The sequence below is a fragment of the Labrenzia sp. C1B70 genome, assembly GCF_000475395.1.
GTDB classification, from domain to species: domain Bacteria; phylum Pseudomonadota; class Alphaproteobacteria; order Rhizobiales; family Stappiaceae; genus Roseibium; species Roseibium algicola.
Window position 1 is genome coordinate 767,548 of the sequence record NZ_AXCE01000012.1, and the last position, 14,424, is coordinate 781,971.

Here is a 14,424-nt window from a genome sequence, read left to right on the forward strand (position 1 = left end):
CAAATTATCTCAAATGTTACTAATTGTTCCGAAACTCTCTCAGCCCCGCTTTGCGGTGGCGATCAATCCTTCCAGCCCGAAGTTTTTCATGATCGGGCTGATTTCATTGGCATCTATCGCAACAATCTTCTCCATCACGCCTCCTCCCCCGGAAAGGAGACAAAAGACGCATAGTTTTCCTTGATGAAGTCTCGGGCCTGTTCAGTTCTGAGTGATGTCAGCCTGCCCTCCTCCAAATCGATGGCCAGCCATGTCGCAACGATCATGTCCCTTTTGTCAAAGCGAACCGGAGCTTTCATCAGGTACCATTTCCTGAAATCGATAATGGTGTCATGAGCCTCGAGCGGGTTCAGCTCTACAAACTCATCATCGTGAACCTCCAGATCATGCTTTTCGGCATAGGCCGCAAACCAGATTTTCTTCCGTAAAGCCTCGTGCAGCTCTTCATCCCCGCGGATCAGTTCAACCATCTGCACGACGTTCTCATGTGGAACTTTAATGCCACCGTAGCGCTTGTTGCCGGCAAAGAAGGCCCTGCCTTCTTCCGTTTTCTCAAATGCGGCCAGCTCTTCCCGCCAGCCGGTAATGTCGTCAAAATCCGCCATGGGTCCTGTTTCCAAACTCGTCTCAAATGTTCATCAATTGTTCCAAAGCTCTTTCAGCCCCGTTTTGCGGTGGCGATCAATCCTTCCAGCCCGAAGTTTTTCATGATCGGGCTGATTTCACTGGCATCTATCGCAACAACCTTCTCCATCACGTCTCCTCCCCCGGAAAGGAGACGAACGGAGAATATTTTTTCCTCGTGAAATCCATCGCTTCCTCTGTTCGGAGGTCGGTCACATTCCCGGCCTCGACGTCATCCGCCAAATTTGCAGCGATCAGTAGGTTGCTTTTGTCTGCGTGAATCCGGGATTTCGTCAGGTACCAACGTCCGAAGAAAATAAGGGTATCGTAAGCGTCAATAGGATGAAGCTCCTGATACTGCTCGTCATAGGCCTCAAGGTCATGTTCCTCGACGTATTGAGCAAACCAGAGTGTCTTCTTCAAAGCCTCGTGCAGCTCTTCATCCCCGCGGATCAGTTCAACCATCTGCACGACGTTCTCATATGGAACTTTGATGCCACCGTAGCGCTTGTTGCCGGCAAAGAAGGCCCTGCCTTCTTCCGTCTTCTCAAATGCGGCCAGCTCTTCCCGCCAGCCGGTCAAATCTTCAAAATCCGCCATGGGTCCTGCGTCCAAATTCCCTAAAAAATGTTCATTCTTTGTTCCTGAGAGGATTGTGGTTGATCCAGTGAATTTTTGCAACCTGCCGCTGGAGCTTTCCTGAAGGCTTCCCTTGCCGCGGCCCTAGCTATCGTTTCTCTTCGACCGATGCTGCTGGTAATGCCCCCGCCTGACCGGCCAAAGCAGGCAGGGTCAGGCAGGCAGGGGCTCTTGCTGCGGCTCAGCTCATGAATTACCGGTTGCCAGCTCAAAACCTTCGTCGATCCAGCCGGTCACGCCACCTGCCATGATCTTCACCGGGCGTCCCAGTTCCGCAAGCCGCAACGCCCCCCGTGCGGCACCGTTGCAATGCGGGCCGGCGCAATAGGTCACGAACAATGTCTCCTCCGGCCACCTGGCCATCTTGGAACGGATGATCTTGCCGTGGGGAAGGTTGATCGCGCCGGGCACATGGCCTTTTTCGAACAGCGCCGGACTGCGCACATCCAGCAACACAAAGCCAGGCTCGCCCTGAAGGGCGTCGTGCACATCCCAGCAATCGGCCTCGAAGGTAAATTCAGCGGCAAAATGTTCCCTGGCGAGATCGCTCGGTGCGGCCGGAACAGCGGTGACATTGTTGGTCATGAAGGTCTCCTTTCCCGCTGTTTGTCGCTCGTCTGAACGCCGATTGGCAATTGGCGCGATTGACTATATACGTAAATATCATGACAAAAGATCCAGTCCCTCAAACCGCGGCCCCCTCAGCTCTGGAAGGGCCGCTTGTTGTCGCCCTGCTGTACGATGGGCTCTGCACGTTCGAGTTCGGTATCGTCGCCGAGATATTCGGTCTGGCCCGCCCCGAATTCGGCACCGACTGGTACCGCTTCGCCAGTTGCCCGGTCGAGGAAGGCCCCTTACGCGCCCATGGCGGTTTGACACTCGTGCCAGACCAAGGCCCGGAACGCATAGCCGAGGCGGACATCATCGTCGTACCCGGTTGGAAAGGGGCGGATTGCCCGGTTCCCCAAGCGCTTGCCGACCGGCTTTGCGAGGCCCACAGCCGGGGCGCGCGGCTCGTGTCCATCTGTTCCGGTGCGTTCGTACTAGCAGCCACCGGTCTGCTCGACGGTCGCTCCGCCACCACCCATTGGCGCTACGCGGACAAGCTGCGCGAGCGGCACCCCGCCGTCACCGTCGACGAGGCCTCGCTCTACCGTCAGGAAAACCGGATCTACACGTCTGCGGGCAGCGCCGCCGGCATCGATCTGATGATCGAGATCATCCGCCAGGATTACGGAGCCGACAAGGCCAACTCCGTTGCGCGCCGCCTCGTCGTTCCCGCCCACCGCACCGGCGACCAGGCTCAGTTCCTGGAACGCCCCGTCGCCCACCGCGAGGGCAGCGAAATCGCACCTGTTCTGGAGCGGGTCAGGCAGGCGCTGCAGACAGCCTGGACCATTGAAACCATGGCGGCCCTCTGCCGCCTCAGCCCGCGCACCTTCCAGCGCCGCTTCACCGAAGCAACGGGGCTGACACCGGGCGAGTGGCTGGTTCAGGAGCGCCTGGAAGCCTCCAAGGAGATCCTCAGCCGGGGCGACGACGACATGGAAACAATCGCGGCCCGCGTCGGTTTCGGCAGCGCCCACGCGCTCCGCCACCACTTCCGCAAGAAACTCGGCCTGCGCCCGACCGACTACCGCATCCGCTTCGCTGCTCGCACGGCCTGATGCCAGCGGCCCTGCCCCAGGAGTATTGTCCCAGCAGACTTATCAAAGCGGCGGACCATGGACATATTTCCCGAATGCGAGAACCTTCCCAAACGTAATCTAAGTATTTCCTCCGAACCGGATCCTTGTTAGCCTGATTTTGAATAATTCAACCGGCGGGGAAAGCCATGAAACCGGATATTTTTCACCTGGTTCTTATCAGGCCAACGAAATATGACGACAACGGCTATCCGATTCACTGGCACAAAACTTCGATACCGGCCAATTCACTTTCCTGTCTTCTCGGAATTTCCAGGGATTGCGAACATAGGCAGGTTCTGGGGCCTGAGGTGGAAATGGTCATCCAGGCAATTGACGAAGGCAACAGCCGCATCCGACCGGATCAGTTGATCGCCGGTATTCAGCGGCGGGGCGGTAAGGCCCTCATCTGCTTCACCGGCGTCCAGAGCAACCAGTTTCCGAGAGCTGTCGATCTTGCTCGCCCATTTCTCCTGGCCGGCCTCCCGGTTTGCATCGGCGGCTTTCACATCACCGGCTGCATGGCCATGCTGCCGCAGATGCCTGCCGATATGCGCGAAGCCGCAGATCTCGGCATCAGTTTTTTTCTGGGCGAGGCCGAAGGCGGCCGGTTCGACCCGGTCCTGCGCGACGCCTATGCAGGCAAGCTGAAACCCATCTACGATCACCTGAAGGACTTGCCGTCCCTGCCCGGTGAGCCGGTGCCCGTTGTCGATCGGGCGCAGGTCGAAAAATCGACTCTTGGCTATGGCAGTTTCGATCTCGGCCGTGGCTGCCCCTTCGAGTGCAGCTTCTGCTGCATCATCAATGTCCAGGGGCGTGGCAGCCGGTTCCGATCGACGGAGGATCTGGAGAATATCATCCGCGACCACGCAAGAATCGGGGTCACCAAGTTCTTTGTCACCGACGACAATTTCGCCCGAAATCGCAACTGGGAAGCCTTTCTCAACACGCTCATCCGCATGCGGGAAGACGAAGGTCACACATTCACGCTGATCATCCAGGTTGACACCCTCTGTCACAAGATCCCGAATTTTATCGAGAAATGCGTACGTGCCGGTGTTGATCAGGTTTTTATCGGCCTGGAAAACATCAATCCGGACAATCTGGCAGGCTCCAAGAAACGGCAAAACAAGATCACCGACTACCGGGAGATGTTCCTGGCCTGGAAGAAACACCCGGTCATCCTGACCGCCGGTTACATCATCGGCTTTCCCAACGACACCCGCGCCTCGGTCCTTCACGATATCGACGTCCTCAAGCGGGAGCTTGCCGTCGATATCCTGTCGCTCTCCATCCTGACGCCCTTGCCCGGCTCGGAGGATCACCGCGATGCGGTCGCCGCCGGCACCTGGATCCATCCGGACCTCAACCGGTACGACCTCACACACAATGTCATCCGCCATCCGAACCTGCCCGGGGAGGAACTGGACAAGCTCTATCTGGATGCCTGGGCCAGCTTCTATTCACCGGACCATTGCCGCACGATTCTGCGCCGGGCTGCCGCCCTCGGCAGCAACAAGAAGATCGCCACCATGAATCGGCTGATCATTTACGGAACCGCGTCCCGGCTGCACAATGTGTTTTCGCTCGATGGCGGCTTTCTGCGACTGAAATACCGCAAGGACCGCCGCCAGGGCCTGCCTCTGGAAAATCCGTTGGTCTTCTATCCGAAATATTATCTCGAAACCCTGCGGAACCTTACCATCCTGACTGCCACCCGCTGGCGCTATCTGCGTTTCATCAGGAAACTCTGGTCAGATCCGAACCGCTTCGCCTATTCCGATCAGGCAATTGCATCGGTGGAAAAGGCCGAGTTCGAAACGCTGGAACTCTACACCGCGACCCGCGGCGGCCGTCAGGCAGTTGCCACCCATCGGAAAATGGAAGGCATCAAGCAGCGCGCGCGCGGAACGAAGGTGGCAAAAGCTTAAATCGTCTGCAGATACTTCTGCAGCTTCTCGCGCTGCGGATAATCGGCCAGAAAGTTGTCCGAGTTCACCTGAAATATGCCGTCCACGGTCACCACCGTGCCGCCCGGTTTGAAATGCGCCGCGCAGAAAAACGGCAAGCCGGGCTTCTTCAGGTCCCACTGCAGAAAACCGCCGCCCATCGGATATTGATCGCGCGGGGCCATATGTTCGTCATGCCGGATCGTGGGCATGACCTTCACCAGACGCTTCGGCCCGGTCACGGTTGCAAGGCTCAGGGCGCGGGTCTGCAGATCGCGGTATCCCGCAGCGCCGCGGTCCGCCAGAATGCCGTCATGCACGGTCGCGCGTCGCCTGTCCGCCTCCTGCGTTTCCTCCGGCAGGCCATACCGCCCGCCTGATCGCAAGGTCGTGCCCTGAAACTCGAATACTTCCGGCAACGGCAAGTGCTTGAGGACCAGCAGCTTGAAACCCTGGTCCAGGCGGCCCTTGTGATAACCGATGTTTTCCTCGGTCCTGCGATAATCGGACAGAACGATGGCATTCAGTTGAGAGATATTGCCTGCGAAATGTTTCGTCATCTGCCCGACGGGCAGATCGTCCTTGGATGAAGACAAGGCTGAGCCTCCAGATAAAAACGTCAAAATAGCAATGGCCGGACGCTACCAGCCTTCCCGGTTTCGAACAACGCTCATGGCCGCTTGTCCCCCCTTACCCAGGCGTAGACAAAAAAGTCCTCGCCGCCCCGGCCATAGGCTCTAAGCCGCCCTTCCCGTGTTGCGCCCAGCGCCTCGATCCAGCCATGGGCAATGTCATGATTTTCCAGCGTAATCACCTGCAGCCGCCGGCATTCCCGTTCCACAATCTGCCGGATATCCAGCAAGTGCCGTGTGATCGCCGGCACACATCGGCGGAATCGGTCCGTGCCGAAGGCCCAGGCCTGCCAGTGGTCCGGATCGAAGGCGGATGCCCGGCTGAAGCCATAGGCCGCCGCCGGCTGGCCGTCGTACCAGAGCGACCACACCATGCCCCGCACCGCCGTCTGCAACGCGCAGGCCGCCAGCGCGCGCGTGTCCCATTCCTTCCACAGACAGGCGATCTCGCGCAGGTCCTGATCGCGCATGTTGGCAGCGATGAAGCTGGCGTCCCGCAGGCAAAGGTCGCGGATCAGAAACCGTCCAGCGGGTCGCCCAGTGGCGCCATCCGGCTTTCGGCCCCGGTTCTCAGAACCTTCTTCAGCTCCGCTTTCTGTTTCCATCCCAATGCCTCGACAATCGCATCCGCCTCGTCCGGGGAAGAGCCCAGCCGTTCCTTGATCTCTTCCTTGCTCTCAATCAGGATTTTCCCGTTTCGCATTTTCCAGCGATGCGCCGTCAACTGCGCCTTCACCGTCGCCGAACGCCGGATTGCCAGCCCCAGCCCGCTCTTGGGGTGCAAGGCCTCGCGCAAGCGCCAGTAAAGTTCGGCGCGCAAGTTGTAGAACGGGATCCTGCTGTCCTTCGCACTCTCGCCCGACTGGGCGGAGAAGACGCATTTTTCCGCCGGAATGTTGTTTTCCCGCTTCAGGAACCCAACCGTGTCCCCGCCCCAGCCGCCCGTGCAGTCCACCACGATCATCGCATTGTCGCGCCGCTCGCGGATGATCAGCGAACCGACATCCGCACCATCCTTCGTGTCGGCGCCCTTGCGCACGATGTTGGTTTCAAAGCGCCGGCCATGCAGCGGCTGCAGCACCGTCCGGTCCTTCCCGCCCTGGGCAACGTCCACCGCCAGCACTGTCATCGGTTCGTCCCGATCGATGCCCTGGTCGTATCGCTCGAAGGCAAGGTCCACCCAGTCGGACGGGATAACCTGCCACTCGTGGTCCTGTCGGGCCGCCAGAAAGTCTCCCGTCTTCAGCGCCGTGCGCATCGGCTCCGGCATCTGGTCGAGCTGGGCATCGTAGTCCGTTCCCAGAAAGCGGTTGTCCTGCCGCCGGGCCGGAATGAAGGTCCGGCTCTTTGGGGTGCGGACTTCGCCTTCGATCTCCACCGGCTCCGGCCCGTCCACCCACACCGTGCGGATGGCATCGCCGTCGTCGATGAACACCGCCCACAGGATCTCGCCCGGCTGCACCTTGCCATAAAGCGGATGCAGCGGATCGAGCCAGGGCGCGAACCAGTCGCTCAGGTAGTCCCCCTGTCCGCCCAGTGGCGGATTGGTGGCGATCAACCCGCGGCAGCGCTGCCCCTTCCGTGTCGTGCGCAGCCAACCGAGCACGAAGATGATCTTGCGCGGGTCCATCTGCGCCCCTTCATCGAAGGCCTTCAGGTCATGGTCACGGCCCTGCCAGTCCTCTTCCGCGCCCGGCAGACCCAGATGCCCGAATTCGATCAGCCGCTCGTCGGGCCCGGTCCACCTTGGCGGATTGCCGGAAATCTTGCCCATGCCCGCCTGCCGCATCAGCGCGTTCATGCGTTCGCTCAAGCCCTTCAGGGACTTGAGCGACTGGCGGAAGATCGCCGCCTTGTGGTGGGCAAACAGCGCCAGTCCTGCAATCAGATCCGTCTTGCCGCCGCCCGCCGCACCGCCGTAAAGCGTCAGATCGGCTTTTGAGAAATAGCCTTCCGTTTGCGGTCCGGCCTGAGGCCGCCAGACGGAAAACTGGTCCAGCACCCCCGCCTCATCCAGTTGTTTCTGCAAGGCAACCCGCTCGTCCGCGGGCATCTGGTCGATGTGGTCAATCAGCGTTTCGAGGGCCGTCGCCATCCTTTGGCATATCCTTTCCGGTCAGCAATGCCATCACGCCCAGAGCGATTTCCTCCGAGCTGCGCGGTTTCAATGTCTCGAGTGTCTCGAGTGTCTGGCTGTCTTCCGGCCCGCTCCAGACAGGCCAGGCATCAGGCTCCGTCCGGTCCCGCCAGCCAGCACGGTTCTTCATGGCAAAGGTCCAGGCGCTGGCGTTGAATTTCGCCAGCTCTCCCCTTGCGCCGTCCTTGCCGATCCGCTCCCACTCCAGAAGGCCGCGCCGGGCGGCTTCTTCCAGCCTCGCGGGCGGAAAGTCCTCGGGAAACTGTTCGGCGTAATAGCGGATCGTCCGGCGGTCGGCGTCCGGAAAACTGTCGATCGAATATCCGGCGGCAATATGCGCGCAAAACTCCGCGCACACCTTCCGGCGCGCTCTGGCTGTCGGCCACTTCAGCGCGCTGCCGCCCCCTTCTGGCAAAGTCATGGGTCGCACTTTCCTGCAATTCGTCTGGAGGTCAGTTCAAGACACGGTCCGCAGCTTCCCCACCGCCGGTCCTTGGCCCCGGCGCTCGAAGCACCAAATGCAAAAGCCTGCGCCTTGCTGAAATTGTCTTTGGTTTTGGGAAGAAGCGTAAAACCGGTACCAGGCCTCTTGGGCACACTGATCCACGGTAAAATAAGGAAGCCCCTTTTTGCCCGGTTTTGTCGAAGCTGTCCACGTCGCCCCAATGTCTGAAGCCACTGTTTAGACCGCATTTTTCAAAATCACTCTTGCAAACAGGAACTTGGTGACTGCCTCCGTTGTGCGCATCGGAACATTTTTTTCGGCCCTTCCTGCCCCACCCGCAACTGCCTTCACGCGCTTGTCTTTTCGATTGCTCAGACATCGTTTTTCTCTCGCCGCCCCCCTCAACCTGCTTTCAATCTCTCCCGATTTTTCAATGCACCGCTTGACTCGTGTCTCAAAATCTAATTAGTTCGGTAACAGAACGAACTAATGGAGCGTAGCCTTGGCAGACCCCTCGAACATCTCCAGACGCATGTCCTTGAGTGCCATCGTCCAGGCGATTGCCAGCTACAGCCCGATCTCCCGGGCGAGCGTCTCCAAGATCACCGGCCTGTCGAAACAGACGGTTTCGGAAATCGTCGGCAATCTGGAAGAAGAAGGCTGGGTGCGCACGGTTGGCCAGACCGAAGGCCATATCGGCCGCCGTGCCGTGGTTTATGAAATCGTGCCGGATGCGGCATCCGTTGCCAGCGTCGATCTCGGTGGCACCAAGATCCGTGTTGCCATCTGCAACCTGACCGGGGCCGTCGTCTCGGAGCTGGTGGAGCCGACCGACAGGCAGGGCGGCATCGCCGTCGTCAATCAGGTCGCGGACCTCATCCGCCGGGCAGCGACCGAAGCCAGCCCCTCGCTCAAGCTGCCTCGTGTCGCCGTCATTGGCGTTCCGGGCGCTCCGGACCCGGCTACCGGCCACATCCGCATGGCCCCAAACATCCCCGGCATCGGCGACATCGACGCCCCCGGTCTTTGGCGGGAGATCCTCGGCATCGAGGTCTTTATCGAAAACGACGTCAACCTTGCTGCCCTGGGTGAACACTGGCTCACCAAACGCGGCGACAAGGACGACCTGATCTACGTCTCCATCGGCACCGGTATCGGTGCGGGCATCGTCATCGGCGGCCAGCTCCACCGGGGCATGAACGGCGCTGCCGGTGAAATCGGCTACCTGCCCTTCGGCGCTGATCCGTTCGAACCGGAAAGCCTGGAAGTCGGTGCCCTGGAACGTGTCGCCGCCACCCACGCCATCACCGATCTCTATAAAAGCAAGACCGGCAGAACACTGGACGTGCCGGACATCTTCGACGCCGCAAACACAGGCGACACTGCCGCCAATGAAACACTGGAAGAAATCGCCCGCCAGGTCGCCCGCGTCATGGCAGCGCTGGCAGCGGTCATGGACCCGTCCTGCATCGTCATCGGCGGCTCCATCGGCACACGGGACGAGCTCTTCGGCAATGTCCGCAAATTCATTTCCAGATGCTTTCCGCGTCCGGTGCTGATCGAGAAGTCGACGCTCGGCAATCACGCAGCTCTTGCCGGCGGTGCCTCCGTCGCCCTCTCCCGCCTGCACCTGTCGCTGTTCACCGAAGGCCTCAAGGGCGTTGAAATCGCCGTTCCGCCGCCGTCCATCGAAACCTTCAAGAAGGGAGCGGCCTGATGGTTTCCTCAAACCTGCATGAAAAGCTGCTGGCCACGCAGGACCGGGACGCCGACATCGACCTGCTTCGCGGCGCACTGTCGATTGACAGCGTCACCGGCAACGAAACCGGCTTTGCCACCTTCCTGAAGTCGCAAATGGAAACGCTCGGTCTTGAAACCGGCTCCGGCGAATTCCTGCCCGGCCGCCTCAACGTCTGGGGCCAGCACCAGCCGGTCCCCGGTGACGATGCCCCCCACCTCCTCTTCGTCGGCCACACCGACACCGTGCATGTGCGCGGCTGGCAGGAAGCCTGGCAGGGCAAGCCGCAGGAAAGTCCCTTCGGCGGCGCCTTGATAGACGGTGAGATCTGGGGCCGCGGCGCCTGCGATCTCAAGGGCGGCATCTGCGCCGCACTTGGCGGCCTCAGGCTCTTGCAGAAGGCGGGCTACCGTCTCGCCGGCGGCCTCTCCTTCGCTTTCATCGGCGATGAGGAAAGCGGCGAACCGGGCACCGGCGTCAGCGCCGGCGCTCACGATCTCGTCAAAAGGGTCGAGGACGGCACCATCGCAAAGCCGGATTTCGCGGTCTATGTCGAACCGACCAGGCTGGATGTCTATACGGCCCAGATCGGATTTTTCATTGCCGATATCACCATAACCGGCAAATCCGCCTATTTCGGCACGCCGGAGCTGGGCGTCGATGCCCTGAAGGCAACCCACGCAATTCTGGGCAACCTCTGGCAACATGAGGCGGAACTGGCAGCAGGACCGAAGCACGATCTGGTCGGCGCTTCCTCCATCCTCGTCACGCATATCAATGGCGGCGGCTATATTGCCGTTCCGGGCGAGTGCAAGCTCTCCCTGATCCGCAAGCTCCGCCCCGGCGAGAACCTGGATGAGGCGGTCGCCGCCTTTGAAGCGGTCGTCCGGTCGGCTCCAGTGGCCGACGGCATCGGCATCGGGATTGCGTACCCCGCCGGCCGTGATCACCGCTTCGGCGGCTCACCCGTCGAGATCTCCCGCGAAACCCCCGCCGCCCTGCAGTTGTCCCGCTGCGTCGAGGTCGCCACGAACGGCCAGAACCTATCCGGCGGCGCCATCGGCGGCGCACCTTACTGGTCGGAATCTCCCTTTCTTGTCAACGAGATCGGGTGTCCCGCGGTCTACTGCGCACCTGGGGACATCAGCGTCGCACACACATTCGAAGAGCGCATCGAGGTGGAAAGCTATCTGGCAGCCGTCAGGGCTTTCGCGCTGTTCGTGGCCGACTATTGCGGCCTGGAAGAAGAAGCAGACTGAACCAAACATAACAGAGGGTTAGAAATGAAACTGCTAGTCAAACATCTGGCGACATCCGCCCTTCTCGGGCTGATGTCCGTCTCCGCCATGGCCCAGACGGTCGGTCCCAAGGGCGAAGCGGCAACGCTTTCCGCCGAAGTGACGGTTCCCGACGATGCCGTCACCGCCATCAAGGATGCAAAGTACAAGGCCGCCCTGCTCTGGCACGACCAGTCCGATTTCGTGAACGCGGTCTCAGCCGGTGCAACGGACGAGTTCAAGCGCCTCGGCATCGAGGTTGTCGCAACCACCAGCGCCGGCTTTGATGCCGCCAAGCAGCGCAGCGACGTTGAAACGGCCATGGCCAAGGAACCCAACATCATCCTGTCGCTACCGCTTGACCCGGTCACATCCGCCGCCGCCTTCAAGGAAGCCCGCGATGCCGGTGTTTCCCTGGTTTTCCTGTCCAACCTGCCCGCCGATTATGAGCACCCGCGCGATTATGCGGCCATCGTGACCGACGATCTCTACCAGATGGGCAAACAGGCTGCCGACGCGCTCGCCAGCGCCATGGGCGGCAAGGGCACCGTCGGCTGGATTTTCCACGACGCCGACTATTACGTGACCAACCAGCGTGACAACGCCTTCAAGTCGACCATCGAAAACGACTATCCGGACATCAAGATCGTTGCGGAACAAGGCATCAGCGACCCGGCTCGCGCCGAGGAAATCGCCAACGCCATGCTGCTCAAGAACCCGGATCTCGGCGGCATCTATGTGACCTGGGCCGGCCCGGCCGAAGGGGTGCTCGCAGCTCTGCGTGCCAACGGCAACAAGGACACCAAGATCGTCACACTCGATCTGTCCGAGCCGGTAGCTCTCGACATGGTCCGCGGCGGCAACGTTGCAGCCATTGTTGCGGACGAAGCCTATGAACTCGGCCGCGCCATGGCAGCTGCCGCAGCACTGCGCCTCGTCGACAAGGACGTTCCGCCCTTCATCGCGGCACCGGCCATCACCGTGACTGCAGACAACGTTGCCGAGGGCTGGAAGAAGTCCCTCAACATCGACCCGCCGGCAAGCGTTACCTCCGCGAATTGACCCGGCATTCCGGCAGGCTGCCCCATCACAGCCTGCCGGCCAACAGGTCCTCACAACAATTCTAAAAACCCGCACGGACCTCCGAGAAGCAACACCGTCTTTCCGACGGTTAATACCGAACCTTACGGAGAAGTCGCATGTTCAAGTTACAGACACTCCTGGCGTCGACACTGCTGGTCGGCATGACCGCCCTGGCCTCGGCTGCTGACCGCCCGCAAACGGTTGGCCCCAAGGGCGAAGCCCCGACCCCGGTCGCAACGCTCGAGCTGACCGATGCCGAAGTCGCGAAAGTAGCCGAAGGCAACTACACGGCCGCCTTTGCCTGGCACGAGCTCTACGACTGGTCCAACGCGGTCGCACGCGGCGCCAAGGACGAGTTCGAACGGCTCGGCATCAAGGTCGTTGCCGAGACCGACGCCGGCTTTGACTCTGCCCGCCAGAAGTCCGACGTCGAGACGATCATGGCCAACCAGCCGTCGATCATCGTATCCCTGCCGATCGACCCGACCACAGCACAGACCGTTTATGGCATCGCCCGCGATGCCGGCGTGAAGCTTGTCTTCGTCGACAACGCCGTCGATGGCTTCACCCATGGCAAGGACTATGTCACCGTCGTCTCCGCCGACCTGGTTCAGATCGGCGAAAAGGCTGCCCGGGCACTCGCTGCGTCCATGGGCGAGACGGGTACGGTCGGCTACATGTTCCACGATGCGGATTTCCCGGTCACCAACCAGCGTGACCAGGCGTTCAAATGGACCATCGAAAACGAGTTTCCGAACATGGAAATCGCCATCGAGTCCGGCATGACCGATCCCGCAAACGCCGAAGACATCGCCCGGGCGATGTTGTCGCGGAACCCGGATCTCGGCGGCATCTATACGCCGTGGGCGGAACCTGCCCTTGGCGTCCTCTCAGTTCTGCGCCAGCAGGGCAACGACACCACCAAGGTGGTCACCATCGACCTCAACGAGCCGGTTGCCCTCGACATGTTGAAGGGCGGCAACACCGCGGCAATCATCGCGGACGAAGCCTACAGCATCGGCGTCTACGCCGCCCGGTCCGCTGCGGCCAGCCTTCTCGGCAAGTCCGTCGATCCGTTCCTGGTGGTCGACGCCATCACGGTTGGCACGGATAATGTCACCGAAGGCTGGAACAAGTCCATGAAGATGGATCCGCCCGAAAGCGTTGCCGAAGCAGCCAAGTAAATCCCTTTCCGTGCAGGCCGCGCCTTGCGGCCTGCCGTCACCTACCTCTTCGAACTTGAGGCAATCCATGACCCAGGCGGTTTCGAGACTAAGACAACTCGATTACAAGCAAGGCGTGATCTATTTCGGGTTTCTCGGAATCTTTCTTTTCTTTGCTCTCACCCTTCACGACGTCGGCTTCCTGTCGCCCCGCAACCTGACCAACATCGTTCTGCAGACCGCACCGGCAACGATCATGGCCATCGGTCTGGTCTTCGCGCTGTCCGCCGGGGAAATCGACCTCAGCTTTGGCTCAGTCGTTGCCGTCTCGGCTCTCGCCGCAGCGCTTGCACTGCAAAGCTACCCGCTGGTCGTCGGCGTCATCGCCGGCATCGGCGCCGGAGCTCTGATCGGCGCCATGAACGGCGTCCTTGTCGCCTATCTCCGCCTGCCGTCCTTCCTGGTGACGCTGGCCACCATGGGCCTCTTCGCCGGCATCGCCCGCTCCATGACGGACCTGCGCTCGATCCCGGTGCTGAATGACACCTTCGCAGGCATCTTCGGCTCCGGCAGCCTGTTCTCCATCCCCTCGCTGGTCATCTGGACCATCGCTGCCGTCGTCATCGGCCACATCGTCTATCGCAACACCCGCTTTGGCGCCCATGTGGTGGCAACGGGCGACAATCCCCGGGCCGCCCAGGTTTCCGGCATCAAGGTTCCGCGCATCCGCCTCAGCGTGCTGACGCTGTGCGGCGCCATGGCAGGGCTTGCCGGCCTGCTCTACGCCGGCCGCCTTCAGGCTGCCAAATACACGCTCGGCGAAAGCGACCTGATGACGGTCATCGCAGCCGTCATCGTCGGGGGCACCGCCCTCAACGGCGGCAAGGGCTCCGTCATTGGCGCCCTGCTCGGCTCGCTGCTGATGGGCATGCTCAACAACGGACTGATCCTGATGGGGCTCGATGTCTCCGACCAGATGATCGTCCGCGGTCTCATCATTCTCGTCGCAGTCGCCGTCTCCCTGCGCGACACCAGCCGGTAACCTGGAG

Annotated in this window: 14 protein-coding genes; 7 read left to right on the forward strand and 7 right to left on the reverse strand. The window is 60.9% G+C overall.

Going from position 1 to position 14,424, the window contains the following annotated elements; all coding sequences use genetic code 11:
- Nucleotides 1-134 precede the first annotated feature (134 nt).
- From Q666_RS51825 to Q666_RS51835, 3 genes are all read right to left on the reverse strand, one after another.
- Entirely contained in the window at nt 135-605 is a 471-nt protein-coding gene (locus Q666_RS51825) for a hypothetical protein (RefSeq protein ID WP_023000425.1), read from the reverse strand.
- 148 nt (nt 606-753) lie between these two features.
- A complete protein-coding gene (locus Q666_RS51830) occupies nt 754-1,224 on the reverse strand; it encodes a hypothetical protein (RefSeq protein WP_023000423.1) in 471 nt (156 codons plus the stop codon).
- Between the two features lie 225 nt (nt 1,225-1,449).
- Complete coding sequence (locus Q666_RS51835; RefSeq protein WP_023000422.1) at nt 1,450-1,848, reverse strand: rhodanese-like domain-containing protein; 399 nt, start codon at nt 1,846-1,848, stop codon at nt 1,450-1,452.
- Nucleotides 1,849-1,928: 80 nt separating this feature from the next.
- Here Q666_RS51835 and ftrA point away from each other — a divergent pair, with 80 nt between their 5' ends.
- Both ftrA and Q666_RS51845 read left to right on the forward strand, forming a co-directional pair.
- Nucleotides 1,929-2,930, forward strand: coding sequence for a transcriptional regulator FtrA (gene ftrA, locus Q666_RS51840; RefSeq protein WP_023000421.1), 1,002 nt, complete (start codon nt 1,929-1,931; stop codon nt 2,928-2,930).
- 167 nt (nt 2,931-3,097) lie between these two features.
- Entirely contained in the window at nt 3,098-4,882 is a 1,785-nt protein-coding gene (locus tag Q666_RS51845; RefSeq protein WP_023000420.1) for a radical SAM protein, read from the forward strand.
- On the opposite strand, the gene Q666_RS51850 is transcribed toward Q666_RS51845, so the two are convergent.
- From Q666_RS51850 to Q666_RS51865, 4 genes are all read right to left on the reverse strand, one after another.
- Entirely contained in the window at nt 4,879-5,496 is a 618-nt protein-coding gene (locus Q666_RS51850; RefSeq protein ID WP_023000419.1) for a hypothetical protein, read from the reverse strand. The two genes, Q666_RS51845 and Q666_RS51850, sit on opposite strands and share 4 nt — an antisense overlap.
- Before the next feature lie 74 nt (nt 5,497-5,570).
- The gene (locus tag Q666_RS51855; RefSeq protein ID WP_152533364.1) at nt 5,571-6,137 is read right to left on the reverse strand and encodes a hypothetical protein; all 567 of its coding nucleotides are present in this window, start codon (nt 6,135-6,137) and stop codon (nt 5,571-5,573) included.
- On the reverse strand, nt 6,047-7,627 hold the full coding sequence (locus Q666_RS51860) for a terminase (RefSeq protein ID WP_023000417.1): 1,581 nt from the start codon (nt 7,625-7,627) through the stop codon (nt 6,047-6,049). The genes Q666_RS51855 and Q666_RS51860 overlap by 91 nt, the downstream gene beginning before the upstream one ends.
- Nucleotides 7,599-8,090 (reverse strand): hypothetical protein, encoded by a 492-nt coding sequence (locus Q666_RS51865; protein WP_023000416.1) that lies wholly within the window; start codon nt 8,088-8,090, stop codon nt 7,599-7,601. The genes Q666_RS51860 and Q666_RS51865 overlap by 29 nt, the downstream gene beginning before the upstream one ends.
- Before the next feature lie 526 nt (nt 8,091-8,616).
- Between Q666_RS51865 and Q666_RS51870 the strand changes: the two genes are divergently transcribed.
- The 5 genes from Q666_RS51870 (at nt 8,617) to Q666_RS51890 (ending at nt 14,417) form a co-directional block, all read left to right on the forward strand.
- A complete protein-coding gene (locus Q666_RS51870) occupies nt 8,617-9,831 on the forward strand; it encodes an ROK family transcriptional regulator (protein ID WP_031269095.1) in 1,215 nt (404 codons plus the stop codon).
- A complete protein-coding gene (locus Q666_RS51875; RefSeq protein ID WP_023000414.1) occupies nt 9,831-11,111 on the forward strand; it encodes a M20/M25/M40 family metallo-hydrolase in 1,281 nt (426 codons plus the stop codon). Before Q666_RS51870 ends, Q666_RS51875 begins: the two co-directional genes overlap by 1 nt.
- Nucleotides 11,112-11,135: 24 nt before the next feature.
- A complete protein-coding gene (locus tag Q666_RS51880) occupies nt 11,136-12,191 on the forward strand; it encodes a substrate-binding domain-containing protein (protein ID WP_023000413.1) in 1,056 nt (351 codons plus the stop codon).
- A gap of 137 nt (nt 12,192-12,328) precedes the next feature.
- A complete protein-coding gene (locus tag Q666_RS51885) occupies nt 12,329-13,396 on the forward strand; it encodes a substrate-binding domain-containing protein (RefSeq protein ID WP_023000412.1) in 1,068 nt (355 codons plus the stop codon).
- Between the two features lie 67 nt (nt 13,397-13,463).
- On the forward strand, nt 13,464-14,417 hold the full coding sequence (locus tag Q666_RS51890) for an ABC transporter permease (protein WP_031269094.1): 954 nt from the start codon (nt 13,464-13,466) through the stop codon (nt 14,415-14,417).
- Nucleotides 14,418-14,424: the final 7 nt, after the last annotated feature.

Bases quoted from the DNA above. Each gene is read 5' to 3' on its own strand.
- Q666_RS51830 (WP_023000423.1), bottom strand. From the start codon at position 1,224: ATGGCGGATTTTGAAGATTTGACCGGCTGGCGGGAAGAGCTGGCCGCA.
- Q666_RS51825 (WP_023000425.1), bottom strand. From the start codon at position 605: ATGGCGGATTTTGACGACATTACCGGCTGGCGGGAAGAGCTGGCCGCA.
- Q666_RS51880 (WP_023000413.1), top strand. From the start codon at position 11,136: ATGAAACTGCTAGTCAAACATCTGGCGACATCCGCCCTTCTCGGGCTG.
- Q666_RS51860 (WP_023000417.1), bottom strand. From the start codon at position 7,627: ATGGCGACGGCCCTCGAAACGCTGATTGACCACATCGACCAGATGCCC.
- Q666_RS51885 (WP_023000412.1), top strand. From the start codon at position 12,329: ATGTTCAAGTTACAGACACTCCTGGCGTCGACACTGCTGGTCGGCATG.
- Q666_RS51845 (WP_023000420.1), top strand. From the start codon at position 3,098: ATGAAACCGGATATTTTTCACCTGGTTCTTATCAGGCCAACGAAATAT.
- Q666_RS51835 (WP_023000422.1), bottom strand. From the start codon at position 1,848: ATGACCAACAATGTCACCGCTGTTCCGGCCGCACCGAGCGATCTCGCC.
- ftrA (WP_023000421.1), top strand. From the start codon at position 1,929: ATGACAAAAGATCCAGTCCCTCAAACCGCGGCCCCCTCAGCTCTGGAA.
- Q666_RS51865 (WP_023000416.1), bottom strand. From the start codon at position 8,090: ATGACTTTGCCAGAAGGGGGCGGCAGCGCGCTGAAGTGGCCGACAGCC.
- Q666_RS51855 (WP_152533364.1), bottom strand. From the start codon at position 6,137: ATGGAAACAGAAAGCGGAGCTGAAGAAGGTTCTGAGAACCGGGGCCGA.
- Q666_RS51875 (WP_023000414.1), top strand. From the start codon at position 9,831: ATGGTTTCCTCAAACCTGCATGAAAAGCTGCTGGCCACGCAGGACCGG.
- Q666_RS51890 (WP_031269094.1), top strand. From the start codon at position 13,464: ATGACCCAGGCGGTTTCGAGACTAAGACAACTCGATTACAAGCAAGGC.